The 13,470-nt window shown below is 57.5% G+C and carries 16 protein-coding genes and 1 pseudogene; 13 read left to right on the forward strand and 4 right to left on the reverse strand.

The genetic code is table 11. From position 1 onward, the window contains the following. Positions 1-154 precede the first annotated feature (154 nt). From ACR0L1_RS16850 to ureG, 9 genes are all read left to right on the forward strand, one after another. On the forward strand, positions 155-1,009 hold the full coding sequence (locus tag ACR0L1_RS16850) for an urease accessory protein UreD (RefSeq protein ID WP_480859968.1): 855 nt from the start codon (positions 155-157) through the stop codon (positions 1,007-1,009). A gap of 1 nt (position 1,010) precedes the next feature. Beyond that, positions 1,011-1,313, forward strand: a complete 303-nt coding sequence (locus ACR0L1_RS16855) for an urease subunit gamma (RefSeq protein ID WP_152460019.1) — start codon at positions 1,011-1,013, stop codon at positions 1,311-1,313. A gap of 15 nt (positions 1,314-1,328) precedes the next feature. Further along, entirely contained in the window at positions 1,329-1,490 is a 162-nt protein-coding gene (locus ACR0L1_RS16860) for a hypothetical protein (RefSeq protein WP_480859970.1), read from the forward strand. Beyond that, on the forward strand, positions 1,487-1,792 hold the full coding sequence (locus ACR0L1_RS16865) for an urease subunit beta (protein WP_170773781.1): 306 nt from the start codon (positions 1,487-1,489) through the stop codon (positions 1,790-1,792). Before ACR0L1_RS16860 ends, ACR0L1_RS16865 begins: the two co-directional genes overlap by 4 nt. After that, positions 1,792-3,552: an urease subunit alpha gene (ureC, locus tag ACR0L1_RS16870; RefSeq protein ID WP_480859972.1), complete on the forward strand. Its 1,761-nt coding sequence runs from the start codon at positions 1,792-1,794 to the stop codon at positions 3,550-3,552. The genes ACR0L1_RS16865 and ureC overlap by 1 nt, the downstream gene beginning before the upstream one ends. Before the next feature lie 121 nt (positions 3,553-3,673). Then, complete coding sequence (locus ACR0L1_RS16875; protein ID WP_170790649.1) at positions 3,674-3,898, forward strand: DUF1127 domain-containing protein; 225 nt, start codon at positions 3,674-3,676, stop codon at positions 3,896-3,898. Between the two features lie 28 nt (positions 3,899-3,926). Further along, positions 3,927-4,379 carry an urease accessory protein UreE gene (locus ACR0L1_RS16880; protein WP_170773775.1) on the forward strand — a complete coding sequence of 151 codons (453 nt, stop codon included), beginning with the start codon at positions 3,927-3,929 and terminating at the stop codon, positions 4,377-4,379. Next, positions 4,345-5,013 carry an urease accessory protein UreF gene (locus ACR0L1_RS16885; protein ID WP_237215920.1) on the forward strand — a complete coding sequence of 223 codons (669 nt, stop codon included), beginning with the start codon at positions 4,345-4,347 and terminating at the stop codon, positions 5,011-5,013. The genes ACR0L1_RS16880 and ACR0L1_RS16885 overlap by 35 nt, the downstream gene beginning before the upstream one ends. Then, positions 5,010-5,657 carry an urease accessory protein UreG gene (ureG, locus tag ACR0L1_RS16890; protein WP_170786970.1) on the forward strand — a complete coding sequence of 216 codons (648 nt, stop codon included), beginning with the start codon at positions 5,010-5,012 and terminating at the stop codon, positions 5,655-5,657. The genes ACR0L1_RS16885 and ureG overlap by 4 nt, the downstream gene beginning before the upstream one ends. A gap of 127 nt (positions 5,658-5,784) precedes the next feature. On the opposite strand, the pseudogene ACR0L1_RS16895 reads toward ureG, so the two are convergent. Next, positions 5,785-6,063 (reverse strand): annotated as a pseudogene (locus ACR0L1_RS16895) (ABC transporter permease subunit); the annotation flags it as partial. Between the two features lie 149 nt (positions 6,064-6,212). On the opposite strand from ACR0L1_RS16895, the gene ACR0L1_RS16900 reads away from it, so the two are divergent. Continuing rightward, positions 6,213-6,401, forward strand: coding sequence for a hypothetical protein (locus tag ACR0L1_RS16900; protein WP_170790611.1), 189 nt, complete (start codon positions 6,213-6,215; stop codon positions 6,399-6,401). A 50-nt stretch (positions 6,402-6,451) separates the two neighbouring features. Here ACR0L1_RS16900 and ACR0L1_RS16905 read toward each other — a convergent pair whose 3' ends face one another. Both ACR0L1_RS16905 and ACR0L1_RS16910 read right to left on the reverse strand, forming a co-directional pair. Next, positions 6,452-8,368 (reverse strand): adenylate/guanylate cyclase domain-containing protein, encoded by a 1,917-nt coding sequence (locus ACR0L1_RS16905; protein WP_480859975.1) that lies wholly within the window; start codon positions 8,366-8,368, stop codon positions 6,452-6,454. Positions 8,369-8,732: 364 nt separating this feature from the next. Further along, a complete protein-coding gene (locus ACR0L1_RS16910) occupies positions 8,733-9,623 on the reverse strand; it encodes an AraC family transcriptional regulator (RefSeq protein ID WP_480859976.1) in 891 nt (296 codons plus the stop codon). Between the two features lie 159 nt (positions 9,624-9,782). Here ACR0L1_RS16910 and ACR0L1_RS16915 point away from each other — a divergent pair, with 159 nt between their 5' ends. Together ACR0L1_RS16915 and ACR0L1_RS16920 are read left to right on the forward strand one after the other, a co-directional pair. Next, positions 9,783-10,607, forward strand: coding sequence for an SDR family oxidoreductase (locus ACR0L1_RS16915; RefSeq protein WP_480859977.1), 825 nt, complete (start codon positions 9,783-9,785; stop codon positions 10,605-10,607). A 26-nt stretch (positions 10,608-10,633) separates the two neighbouring features. Then, the gene (locus ACR0L1_RS16920) at positions 10,634-11,476 is read left to right on the forward strand and encodes an SDR family NAD(P)-dependent oxidoreductase (RefSeq protein WP_480505008.1); all 843 of its coding nucleotides are present in this window, start codon (positions 10,634-10,636) and stop codon (positions 11,474-11,476) included. Between the two features lie 344 nt (positions 11,477-11,820). Here the strand turns inward: ACR0L1_RS16920 and ACR0L1_RS16925 are convergent, their stop codons facing one another. Further along, positions 11,821-12,312: a flavin reductase family protein gene (locus tag ACR0L1_RS16925; protein ID WP_480505006.1), complete on the reverse strand. Its 492-nt coding sequence runs from the start codon at positions 12,310-12,312 to the stop codon at positions 11,821-11,823. A 101-nt stretch (positions 12,313-12,413) separates the two neighbouring features. On the opposite strand from ACR0L1_RS16925, the gene ACR0L1_RS16930 reads away from it, so the two are divergent. Further along, positions 12,414-13,388 (forward strand): LysR substrate-binding domain-containing protein, encoded by a 975-nt coding sequence (locus tag ACR0L1_RS16930; RefSeq protein WP_170787007.1) that lies wholly within the window; start codon positions 12,414-12,416, stop codon positions 13,386-13,388. Positions 13,389-13,470: the final 82 nt, after the last annotated feature.

Consider the following 13,470-nt stretch of genomic DNA (forward strand, 5'->3'; position numbering starts at 1 on the left):
ATCATTTCCGACAATCCGCCTCATTTGTTTAATTTTCAGGCAGTCGTTAACCAATTCGCTCAAAAATTAATCCAATCCGCCGGATATTGGCCCAATTCCGACAAGGCAGAATAGAGTTCCGACGTCCAAACGGCGAAACAAGCGGCAGAACAAAGTGATCCGCAGGTGCGCCATTACACATCATGCCTCGATATTGCCCACGCAAGCCGCGACCCCGCCGCGCGCGCAAGGTGCGATTCGGCTGAGTGCCAAACGATTGGGCACATCCTCGGTTCTGGACGGGTTCCGGCAGTCGGGCTCGTTCAAGTGCCTGTTTCCGCGCACCGATGGCGACGCACTGGATGCGGTGCTGCTGAACACCGCTGGCGGGATCACCGGCGGCGACAATTTCCGCTTTAACGGCCATGCGGGCGACGACACCACCCTGACGCTAACAACTCAGGCCTGCGAGCGCGCGTATAAAGCCAAACCTGGTCCCTCGGGCCAGATCGTGAACCACCTAAGCGTCGCTCCGGGTGCGCGGCTGAACTGGCTGCCGCAGGAAACCATCCTGTTTGACGGCAGCGCGCTGGAGCGTCGGTTGCAGATCGACCTTGCCCCGGAAGCAACCGCACTGATGGTAGAACCGCTGGTCTTTGGCCGCATGGCGATGGGCGAGACCCTGACCGATATCTGCCTGCGCGACCGGGTCGAGATCCTGCGCGATGGCACCCCCCTGTTTCTCGACGCGATGCAGTTCACCGGTGATCTGCACGCGCATCTGGCCAAACCGCATATCGCAGGCGGCGCGGGGGCAATGGCGCTGGTTGCCTTTGTCTCTCCCACAGCCGAGGGCCAACTCGACCCCATCCGCGATATGCTATCCGAAACCGCCGGAGCCTCGCTGATCCAAGACGATCTGCTGGTAATCCGGGTGCTGGCCGAGAACAGCTTTACCCTCCGCCGCACGCTGATGCCGGTTCTGCGGCGATTGAACAATGACACACTTCCCAGATGCTGGATGATCTGACATGAACCTGACCCCCCGTGAAAAAGACAAACTGCTGGTCGCCATGGCCGCCGAGGTCGCCCGAAAGCGGCTGGCCCGCGGCGTCAAGCTGAACCACCCCGAGGCGATCGCCCTGATCACCGACGCGGTGGTCGAAGGTGCGCGTGACGGCCGATCGGTGGCTGACATGATGCAAGCCGGGGCCGAAGTGATCACCCGCGCGCAATGCATGGAAGGCGTGCCTGAGATGATCCACGAAGTTCAGGTCGAAGCCACCTTCCCTGATGGCACCAAACTGGTGACCGTCCACAACCCTATTCGCTAACAAAGGAACATAAATATGACCCGTATGCTCTTCCCAGCCCTGATCCTTGCTGGCCCTGCAGCCGCCCATACCGACACGCATATTCATGCGCATGGCACAGACTATGCCACTTTGAGCGTCGGTTTGGCGGTTGTCGCGCTGGCAGCTTTGGTCGTGATGACAAAGCTGAACAAATGATCCCCGGTGAGCTGTTCCCAGCCGAGGGTGAGATCACCCTGAACGCGAATGCCGAGGCAATCACCCTCATGGTCGCCAATACCGGCGACCGCCCGGTTCAGGTCGGCTCGCACTATCATTTCGCCGAAACCAACCCCGCGCTGGAATTCGACCGCACTGCCGCACATGGCCTGCGTCTGGACATCGCGCCGGGCACCGCCGTTCGGTTCGAACCCGGTCAGGCGCGCGAAGTCTCGCTGATCCCCATCGGGGGGGCGCGCAAGGTTTACGGGTTCAATCAAAAGGTCATGGGGTCGCTCTGATGCCAGCAACAATCAAACGCTCTGACTATGCCGCCATGTTCGGCCCCACCACCGGCGACAAGCTGCGGCTGGCAGATACCGATCTGGTGATCGAAGTTGAACGCGACCTGACCGCCGAACGCGCCGGCGCTGCCGCGATTGGGGGAACGGGCGACAATGCGCTGCTCTACGGCGAAGAGGTCAAGTTCGGCGGCGGCAAGGTGATCCGTGATGGGATGGGGCAGTCTCAGACCACGCGGGCCGAGGGGGCCGTGGACACGGTCATCACCAATGCGCTGATCGTGGATCACTCGGGCATCTACAAGGCGGATGTGGGTCTGAAAGACGGACGCATCGCCAAGATCGGCAAGGCCGGCAATCCCGACACGCAGCCCGGTGTCGACATCATCATCGGCCCCGGCACCGAGGCCATTGCAGGCGAAGGGCGTATCCTGACCGCCGGCGGGTTCGACAGCCATATCCATTTCATATGCCCGCAACAGATCGAAGATGCGCTGCATTCCGGCCTGACCACCATGCTGGGCGGCGGCACTGGCCCGGCCCATGGGACGTTGGCCACCACCTGCACCCCCGGCCCTTGGCATATCGGGCGGATGCTGCAGGCCGCCGACGCCTTTCCGATGAACCTCGCCTTTGCAGGCAAAGGCAACGCCTCGCTGCCCGCCGCGCTGGAAGAACAAGTCAACGCAGGTGCCTGCGCCCTGAAACTGCATGAGGATTGGGGGACGACCCCTGCCGCCATCGATTGCTGTCTCTCGGTGGCCGATGCGATGGACGTGCAGGTGATGATCCACACCGACACGCTGAACGAATCCGGCTTTGTCGAGAACACCGTGGGCGCCATGAAGGGCCGCACGATCCATGCCTTCCACACCGAGGGCGCAGGCGGCGGTCATGCCCCCGACATCATCAAGATCTGTGGCGAGAACCACGTTCTGCCCTCGTCCACCAACCCGACGCGCCCCTTCACCGTGAACACGGTCGAAGAGCATCTGGACATGCTGATGGTGTGCCACCACCTCGACAAATCCATCCCCGAGGACGTGGCCTTTGCCGAAAGCCGCATCCGGCGTGAAACCATCGCAGCCGAGGACATTCTGCACGACATGGGCGCGTTCAGCATCATCGCATCCGACAGTCAGGCCATGGGCCGCGTGGGTGAGGTTCTGATCCGTACGTGGCAGACCGCCGACAAGATGAAGAAACAACGCGGTCGCCTGCCCGAGGAAACCGGCGAAAACGACAATATTCGCGTGCGCCGTTATATCGCCAAATACACGATCAACCCGGCGATTGCCCACGGTCTAAGCCATCAGATCGGCAGCATCGAAGAAGGCAAACGCGCCGATCTGGTGCTGTGGAACCCAGCTTTCTTTGGGGTCAAACCCGAGATGGTTCTGCTGGGTGGCACCATTGCCTGCGCGCAGATGGGCGACCCTAATGCTTCGATCCCCACACCGCAGCCGGTCTATAGCCGGCCTATGTTTGGGGCCTATGGGCGCTCGGTCGAGCATTCGGCGATCACTTTCGTCTCGGGCGCGGCGCAGGCTGCGGGGATTGGTGATACACTGGGACTGGCAAAGCAAACCGTTGCCGTCGAAAACACCCGCAATATCGGCAAGCGCGACCTGCTGCTGAACAACGCCACGCCGCAGGTTGAGGTTGATCCCGAAACCTACGAAGTCCGCGCCGATGGCGAATTGCTGACCTGCCAACCGGCCGAGGTTCTGCCGATGGCCCAGCGGTACTTTATGTTTTGACCAAAAATTGTGCTGCGTTGCTGCATTTGCAACGCGGCCATGACCAAAAACCCACTACTCAATGAGGCTGACATGACACATTTTCAAGCTCATGGGAGGACCAACGGAAACGAGGGTCCAAATGGCACATTCAGCAACGCACACTCCGGCACGGGTTTCACTGTCCGGCCTGATCGCATCCACCACATCGCGAATCTACTTGGCATTGATCCGCGTGGCCGAAGCCCAGACACGCGTACGGCAAGTCGAATTCCTGCAATCGCTCAGCGACGAAGAACTTCGCAAACGTGGACTTACACGGGATCGGATCGTTCACCGGGTATTCGCGGACTCGATCTGGCTCTGAAAATCTCCGCTGCAGAGGGGGCAAGCATATGACCGCCCTACTCTGCACCGCGCGCCAATATTCGAACCACTCACATGGTGAACCGGCCGATCATCTGTCGCTGACCTATGAAGACCGCTTTCTGCGCCGCAAGGTTCTGACCTGCGACAGCGGCGAGCAAATTCTGATCGACCTCGCCCAGACCACCTCGCTGGATCACGGTGGCGCGCTTGTCCTTGATGATGGGCGCGAGGTGGTCATTCAGGCCGCCCCCGAAGCATTGCTGGAAGTCACCGCACCTGACCTGACCCGCATCGCCTGGCATATCGGCAACCGTCATACGCCCTGCCAGGTCGAAACCGAGCGTCTGCTGATACAGATCGATCACGTCATTCGCGATATGTTGCTGAAGCTTGGCGCCACGGTGCGAGAGGTGCGCGAACCTTTCACCCCCGAAGGTGGGGCCTATGGCCACGGCAGGACCCATGGCCACGCCCACTGACACCGACATACTGACGCTGGCGCAATGGCTCTCACCTGCCTACCCCGTAGGCGGATTTGCCTATTCGCATGGGCTGGAATGGGAAATCGAGAGCGGCAGCGTTTCCTCGGTCGCCGAAACAGGCGCGTGGATTGCCGATGTCGTCGAGTTCGGCACGGGGCGCAACGATTGTATCTTGCTGTCGGCGGCATATGCCGCTCCGGCAGTTGCTCTGGCCGAAATCGATCAAACCGCACGCGCCTTCTGTCCCTCATCCGAGCGTCTGCGGGAAACACGTCTTCTGGGTGAGGCGTTCAGCGGGCTTACAGCCGATGTCTGGTCGCTTGACCTGCCACCCCTGACCTATCCTGTCGCGCTGGGCCATGCCGCCGGACTGTGGGGGCTGCCCTTGGCGCTGACCGCGCAGATGTACCTTCAGGCATTCATGTCGAACCTGGTCGCCTGCGCGACACGTCTTGTGCCGTTGGGCCAGACAGAAAGCCAGCGGTTGATCCGGGATTTGACCCCGTTGTGCCAACGCGTAGCAACGGGTGCTCTTGCAGCTAAAATGGACGACCTTGGCGCGACCGCCTTCTTGTCCGACATCGCGTCGATGAAACACGAAACCCAATATTCAAGGATGTTCCGAACATGACCAGTATGAACGGCCCCCTACGCGTGGGCATCGGAGGCCCCGTGGGTGCAGGCAAAACCACCCTGACCGCCGCTCTGGCAGAGGCACTGCGCGACAAGCTTTCGGTGGGCGTGATCACCAACGACATCTACACCCGCGAAGATGCCGAAGCGCTTATGCGCATGCAGATCCTGCCGCAGGACCGGATCATCGGTGTCGAGACCGGAGGTTGCCCCCACACGGCGATCCGCGAGGATGCTTCGATCAACCTTGCCGCCGTGGCCGAAATGCAGGACCGCCATCCGGAGGTCGATTTGGTGCTGATCGAAAGCGGTGGCGACAATCTGTCAGCCACATTCAGCCCGGAACTTGCGGATGTGACGCTTTACGTGATCGACGTTGCCGCTGGCGAGGAAATCCCGCGCAAAGGTGGCCCCGCGATCACCAAATCCGACATTCTGATTATCAACAAAACCGACCTGGCACCGCATGTCGGCGCATCGTTGGACGTCATGAACCGCGACGCGACACGGATGCGCAGCGGCAGACCTTTCGTATTTGCGTCACTTCGACATCGCAAAGGGGTGGATGATATCGTGTCTCTTCTTGCTCGGATCGGAGGCCTGCCAACACTCATGGCGGCAACCGAGCCGGAAACGGTCTGAGGTTAGCACCCGCAAACTTGGCTTGGCGCTAAGCAGGATGAGCGTGTCTGGTTTGGCGCACATTTGACCATTTACTTGCGTTAAACAGCTTCTGCTCTAGACCGACTTCCCTTCGCAAAGGCGGCGGCTATCGTTTTCCGGCGACAATCCTGTCAAGGATCAGAGCGCAGAACAAGATCGCTAGACCGGCAAGAATGCCTTGTCCCGCTGCCGCGTATTGCAGAGCTTCAAGCACATCTTCACCCAGCCCTTTGGCACCGATCAGTGAGGCCACAACCACCATCGCCAGAGACAGAAGAATAGTCTGGTTCACGCCTGCCATAATGGTCTTCGCCGCAAGCGGAAGATCGACACGCCACAGCAAATAGCGCGGTGTCGCACCAAACGCCAATGCGGCTTCGCGTAACCGACCTCGGTCACGTATGTCTTTAGCATTTGGCGCAGCGCGCACGTCGGCATGTTCACGCTCTGGACAACATCCATGATCATTCCGTACTGATCTGCCGGAAGCGTCGTACGAAACGGACTACCAGTTTCTCGCTCCAGAACGGCGAGATGATTTTGCAGATCAAGAGGTACTTCGGTGCGAATTCATCTGAGTTTAATGTGGAACGTTGTGAAGAAGCACTTGGTGCAGCCCGGCAGTTGGGCGCGTTGGCAACAGGTAATTCGCGGGAAAAAAGTCACCTCGAAAACCAACGGATCTGGCTCGCAAGCTTACAAAGGGCTGGGGTGCCCGAATGAGAAGGTGCGCCAGGCTTGATGCTACTCCATGCAGGACCGCATCGTAGCGGTCAGCCTGCACTATCCTCCCGCAGCGGGGCAAACCGTCCTTCAGGCATGTCCACAGCTCTGTAAGCTTCGACAAAAGGCAGGATATGTTGATCCGGGCGCGCAAAGCGCCGATACATCCAGACAATGTCGGCAATTTTTATCCCCGGACGAATTTTGTAGAGCCTGTCTCGCGCGGAAATGGCTGCGTCTCGAGGACCCAGTTCAGCCAGAATTGCAACCTCAATAGAAACCGACCACCAGACGTCTGGCTGTGCACCCTTGCGATAGGTCTTCAGCGCTGTTTCGTAATCTCCGTTCAGGAAATGATACTCGGCCAGCGCCTGATACCAGTTTGGGTCTGCTGCATTTGGGTCTAGCGCGATTGCATTTTCGACAAGCGCAGCCCCAAAATTCAGACGACCGGACCATATGAATTCATAGCCGATTTGCCCTTGCAGATAGCGATCGGTTCCCAATGCCAGTGCTGTTTCGGCGGACGAGAAGAACCCGTCAAGATCGCGTTGAATCTGAAGCACAAGCGCCAGAAGGAAATGAGCGCGCGCAGAATACGGGTTCAGCGACACCGCGTTCCGCGCGGCCTCTTCCGCGCGTTGGATTTTCTGGTCCTGTGTCCCTGGATAAAGCCCGGTAAAAAGCTTCACATCGGTCAGCAGTGCCTCGGCCAATTGCGCCCACCCGCGCCAATACTCGGGTTCGTCCTCGACAACCCGCACAATACAGCCCCGGACGCGCTCTTGCATATCTCGTCGGTTCAGAAAACCAACGCGCAGCAAGGAACATTCATAAGACGAGAGAAGTTCCGGAGGTTTCGCACGCGCATGACCTGCGTGAATGCGCTTGATCGCCCCGCCTGCGTCACCCAGAGCAGAGGCAACTTTTTCGGTGATGCTCAGTTGAACGTCTAAAATGTTTGAAGTCGTAAGACTTTCATCATACGCCCCAGACCAGACCTGATGCCCCGAGGTTGTGTCTATCAGTCTTGCCGTCACGCGCAGACGATCTGCAACCTGCCGGACGGAACCCTCCAGCACATAGTCCGCGCCGAATTTCTGCCGGATGCTGCTCGGGTCACTTTCGCCCGGCCCAACAGAATGGGTGGATTGGCGGGACAATACATTGAGGTCCTGGTAGCTCCCCAGCTCAACGATGATGTCTTCGCCAATGCCAATAGCCAACAAATCGCGGGCGTCCGTATTGCTAAGGTTTTGAAACGGCAGAACCGCAACGGTCGGACCTGTTGGCTCTGACAACAGAGCGGCTTCATCAAAGGTCATGGCATCGGACGGCTCGTGATCAAAGCTGATCCACCACGCAATCAAGCTTGCAACGCCCAGACAAACCAACACCGATGCACCGGTCATCAACGGAAGTTTGTTGGATCGCTGTTCAGAGGCGGGTGCTCCGTCAGGCATGACGCGAAAAACCCGAACCGGTTCCGCGATGTTCTTTAGGGTTTTGGGGCCGAGATCCTCAAACTCGGCATCTACCTTTGCCATTGCTTGCTGCGCGACACTCTCAGAAACTGCGACGCCCCCTGGATCCGCCAGGCCTTCAATGCGAGAGGCAACATTCACCCCGTCACCATACAGGTCTCCATCAGCGATCATGACATCACCGAGGTTTATCCCGATCCGAAGTTGCAATCGCGACCCGTTGGCGAGGCCAGGAGCAGCCTCAGCCATTGCCCGCTGGATCTCGACACCACAGTTAACGGCATCGACAACCGAAGCAAATTCGACAAGAGCACCATCCCCCATCAACTTGACGAGGCGCCCGTGATGTCTCGCAATTGTGGGATCAAAAATCTCTATGCGCAACGTCTTGAGAGCGGACAATACCCCTGTTTCGTCGCTGCCCATCAACGACGAATACCCAACGACATCGGCAGCCATGATCGCGGCGAGTCGGCGCTGCATAGGACCCTCCTGCTCGCAGTTTAACGGATGTCGCGAAATCTCGACAGTGGATGCCCTACTGATAGTCTAACCAATTTGGCTGTTATGGTTCAGACTAAGTGTTCGCTTCACCTCAACGGCCCCTACTCTTAGCAGACGTAGCAAATGTCAGCTTTCCGTCCAAATCAGACCTTCACTCCATTGACCCCATACTGCGGCGCGGCCTAGCAAACCAACCGCATGCTGCGCGCGCAATATCAGCCAAAGACCGAATTGCGGACAACTTGCCAATTCGCCGGTAACTAAAACGACCGCTATCGGAAATTGACCGGCCCGAAAAGTTTGGCTCGTTACATGGCTTGGCGTTTGCGTTTTTCCTGCAGGGCTATTGAACAGTTTCGAAAACCCGATCTTGTCTTGGAGAGCGCCCGAACTTGCGGGCATATTCTCTTGAGAATTGGGCTGGGCTTTCATATCCAACCCCGTAGGCAATCTCTGATATCTTTGCTCCGGTAGATTGAAGCTCATTGCGGGCATGAAGCAAACGCAGGTCTTTCTGGTATTGTAGCGGTGATGTTCCCGTTACCGCCTTGAACTGCTCGAAGAAGGCCGAACTGCTCATACCTACACGCCCGGCAAGCTCGCCGACAACAAGAGGATTGGCCAGATCTGACCGGATTTCGTGTGTCGCCGCGAGAATCCTGCTAGACGTGTTTTCGTGCCACACCAGTTTTTGAAGCGTGCCGCCATGTTGCCCGATCAGCAGGCGGGCATGGATTTCCCTAGCCGTGATCGGTGACAGCATGTGACGCGTCTCTTCGGTTTCGCACTGCTGAAAATACCGCAACAGGGCGCTTTTCATGTCATCATCGGTTTCAGCTAGGCAGATCGAAAATGGATCCGACACGCGTTTACTAGAAGATTGAGGCAGTGAGGATGCCAGACCGCGCACGAGATCCAGATCAAGGGGGAACACGAGCGCAACGTAGGGACGTTCGGGTGTGGCCTCGGTAATCCTTGAGACAACCGGCAGTGCGTTGCTGACGATCAGCGACTGCCCTGCCTGTACGGAGAGCGTTCTGGTACTGGTCCCAACCTCTTTGGCGCCTTGTAAAACCGCGCACAACAGCGGGCGGTAGACATTTGCGTCATGTTGAGTGGTCGAAGGATGGGTGAGAAAAACCGCCCCGCTTGCCTTATGTGTCAAGACACCCTGCGCGACGCCCGCGTGGTCAAGCAGATCCCGAACATAGTCCAATAGTGTATGAGGTCTCATGAATGCCTCCAGTCTGCCCTCATCGCTAGCACGGAATAAAAATGACTATTACTGAAAACGCTTACTTGTGGAGAATTAGGCAAGAAAATTGGAAGATATAGAAAGATACATCCTCTTTTTTGTCACTATTGTATGCTTATAAACTTGCGGAGCAACAATGTGAAAACCATTCTGATCACCGGGGCGTCATCCGGTATTGGCGCAGCAACCGCCCGACATTTCCAAGCGAATGGTTGGAATGTCGTCGCCACTATGCGCAACCCTGCAGGCAGCACCGATCTTGGGGCTTCGGAAAACGTGCATCTGGCCCAACTGGATGTGACGGATGCGGGCTCAATTGCAACGGCCGTTCGCGATGGCATCGAACGGTTTGGCCAGATTGATGTTTTGTTGAACAATGCGGGTTACGGCGCCTACGGTGCACTAGAGGCCTTTTCGATGGATCGCATCCGACGTCAGTTTGACACCAACGTGCTTGGGTTGATGGAAGTGACCAAAGCGGTTCTGCCTCATTTCCGCCAGAACCGGTCAGGCACGGTTATAAATATCTCGTCCATCGGAGGACAGATTACATTTCCGCTTGGCGCGCTCTATCATGGTACCAAGTTCGCAGTAGAAGGGCTGTCTGAGGCGCTGCACTACGAATTAGAACCCCTCGGCATTCGAGTCCGTATTGTCCAACCGGGCATGATACGGACGAACTTCGGCGGCAGCTCTTTCGATTTCGCGATGGATGAGAACCTGCCGGACTACGCGCCTATGGCCGAAGCCATGGGGCGTCTTTTTGGCAAACTAGCCGCGAGCCCTTCTGAACCAGAAACGGTCGCGCAAGTCATTTGGGATGCGGCCAACGAGACCGGAAGCCGCCTGCGTTTTCGCGCAGGGCCCGATGCCGAAGAATTGCTGAACGCGCGCAAACAACAGGATGACGAGACGTTCATTGACGGCCTCAAGCAAAAGATGGCGCCCTTAAGGACCCTTTAGTCATTCGCAGAAAAAAGGGATGCTCCATGTACCGAAAAGCAATCGAAAAAGGTGGCCTGGCTGTTGTAACCGGGGCCGCAAGCGGTGTCGGCAAGGCCGCGGCCCAACGATTTATTCAAGACGGCTTGGGGGTTGTGCTGGTCGATCTGGCGGGCGAGGCCTTGGACAGAGCTGAGGCAGAATTGCGCGATCAGGCTGGGGCGTCTGCAATTGTTCAGGCGGTTCCGACGGATGTTAGCGATGCCAAAGCTGTGAATGCCTTGGCAGATCAGGTCTTTGCGCTCGGTGAGGTGGCTGTCCTGATGAACAATGCCGGTATCGCAGTGCCGTCCGGCAGTTGGGAAAACGCGGAAAACTGGCGCAAATTGTTTGAGGTCAATCTTTTTGGCGTCATGAACGGTGTCCATGCTTTTCTGCCGCGTATGATTAAGGCGGCGCGTCCGGCAGTAGTGATAAACACTGGGTCAAAACAGGGCATCACCACACCACCCGGGAACCCCGCTTACAATACCAGCAAAGCTGCTGTGAAGGTCATGACAGAAATGCTTGCGCATGACTTGCGGCAGGCCGAAGCGGATATCACCGCCCATCTGTTTGTGCCGGGATTTACCTATACCGGTATGATTGAAAAGTTTATGCCGGAAAAACCTGCCGCAGCCTGGACAAGCGAAGAGGCCGTTGACTATCTGCTGAGGCGCATGTCGGACGGGGGCTTCTATATCCTCTGCCCTGACAACGATGTGTCAGAAGAACGCGACCGCAAACGGGTTGAATGGGCCATGGGCGATATCATCAACAATCGCCCGGCTCTTTCACGCTGGCATCCCGACTACGCGGATGCCTTTTCGACGCACGAGGTCTCGGAATAGTCAAACTAGACAAGATGCGGTGATAAATACACCGAGGGTGCTGGTGGATGGGGCGAGTAAGACCGTTGTGTATCTGACAGGGTCAACACCGAAACTTGAATCTGATCGGACAAAACCGGGGGATGTGGTCGGACACTCGTACGAACCACAGTATCAATTACTTTGGGATCGTTGCTGGCCTGAAGGGTTTATAACAATGGCCAAGATAACTTTGCCCCTTAGGATCAAGGATCGGCCCATTTCGGTCATTCGCCAGAGTACCTCAACGCTGCGGACGTTGAACACAACGCAAAGGATTGCACAGTATTGAACAGGCACAACCTCCAATTCCTTCGGTCGCCGGTCTATTTGGGATAGGTCAGCTCACGAAAATCGCCATTCCAATACGCCAGCGGTTTAGTCTCAGAGCTTTCGGCGCGTTCGACCTTGCCGATCAGAATGCGGTGCGTGCCGAATGAGACTGTCTGAATATGCAGGCATGTGAAGATTGCGGCAGCATTTGACAGGACCGGCAGGCTCGTCCGTTGGTCAATCGTCCAATGTTCAGAGGTAAAACTACGCTGATCCATAAGGTCGGGGGCACCGGCGAACGCAAGCGCCAGCATGTCATGCTGAGGCGCGACATAGTTCACGCAAAAGATCCCGTGTTCCTCAATCATGCCCAGAATGCGGCTTTTCTTGTTGATGCAGATCAGCACTGCAGGTGGTGCTGCCGTCAGGGAGCAGGCTGCGCTGACGGTCGCGCCATGCGGGCCGTGCTCGCCGCTGGTAGTGACAATTGACACAGGCGTCACCGCCTTGCGCATTGCGGATGTAAATTCAGTAGGGTCCAGCATGTCGCCTCCGTCGGTCTCAGGCATTTCTGTGGCGGCGACCGCCTTGAATACAAGAACGAATTGCTTAAGCTTTGCCTAACAAAAACTTATGCAGGCCTGTGATGCGACGCGCCCTTCGAAACAAACTGGATCATCTTCGCCCCGGTGCTTTGTCGAAACTGGAACCAGTTGGCTTTGACAGCAATCGAATGCGTCGCCCGCTGCCGCCGTTGCAGACCCTGATCGCATTCGAAGCCGCCGCGCGGCTGCAGAGCTTTACGCTGGCCGCAGCGGAACTGAACCTGACACAACCGGCTGTCAGCCAGCAAGTCAAGCTGTTGGAGCATCGACTAGGCGTCAAACTCTTCCGTCGCCGCAACAACATGATCCTGCTGACCGAACAAGGTGAACAATTTGCCGAAGACGTGGCCGAGATCCTAAATACGCTGGGGGAAAGCGTACAGAACCTGGCCCCGGACGCCGGGCGGACGACGCTGACGGTTAGTCTGCTGCCCTCGTTTGCGTCGACATGGTTTGCCGCGCGGGCGCACCGGTTTGTGACGGCCAACCCTACGGTCGATTTGATCACTCTGTCGACCGTGGCAAAGACAGGCTTTGGCCAAGAGGATGCAGATGTCGCCATTCGTTGGGGGCCAGGCGGGTACGAGGACGGGTACGAGGAACGCCTATTCGGCGAGAAGCACATACTTGTGGCCTCTGCGCAAACGGCCGAAACGTTGCGCGACATGTCGGACATCAATGCGCTGGCGGATCGCCCCTTTCTGCACGACACAAATTACAGCGAGTGGCGCGCTGTGATCGAGAAAAATGGCGGTGATCCTGCGGCGTTCGAACGGGGGGCCTTTTTCGGCGACAGCAGTGCCACGGTGAACGCCATTCTCTATAGTCAAGGCATTGGCGTTGTGCGCGATGTGATTGCCCGGCATCTGCTGGTCTCGGGGGCTTTGGTGCAATTGCCATTCGAACCGGTCAAGGGGCCGTATTCCTACCACTTTATCTGCCCCGAACGGCGGGTAGAACAACCGCGCGTTCAGGCCTTTCTGACTTGGTTGCGGAAGGAGGCACAATCTCCATAAGAAATTCTTTGCCACTGGTAAAGGATTCAACATTTGGTGCTTTGCCAGCTTTCCGACAAACTGCACAGACCAAGTGATGTAG

The organism is Ruegeria sp. J8, assembly GCF_056531925.1.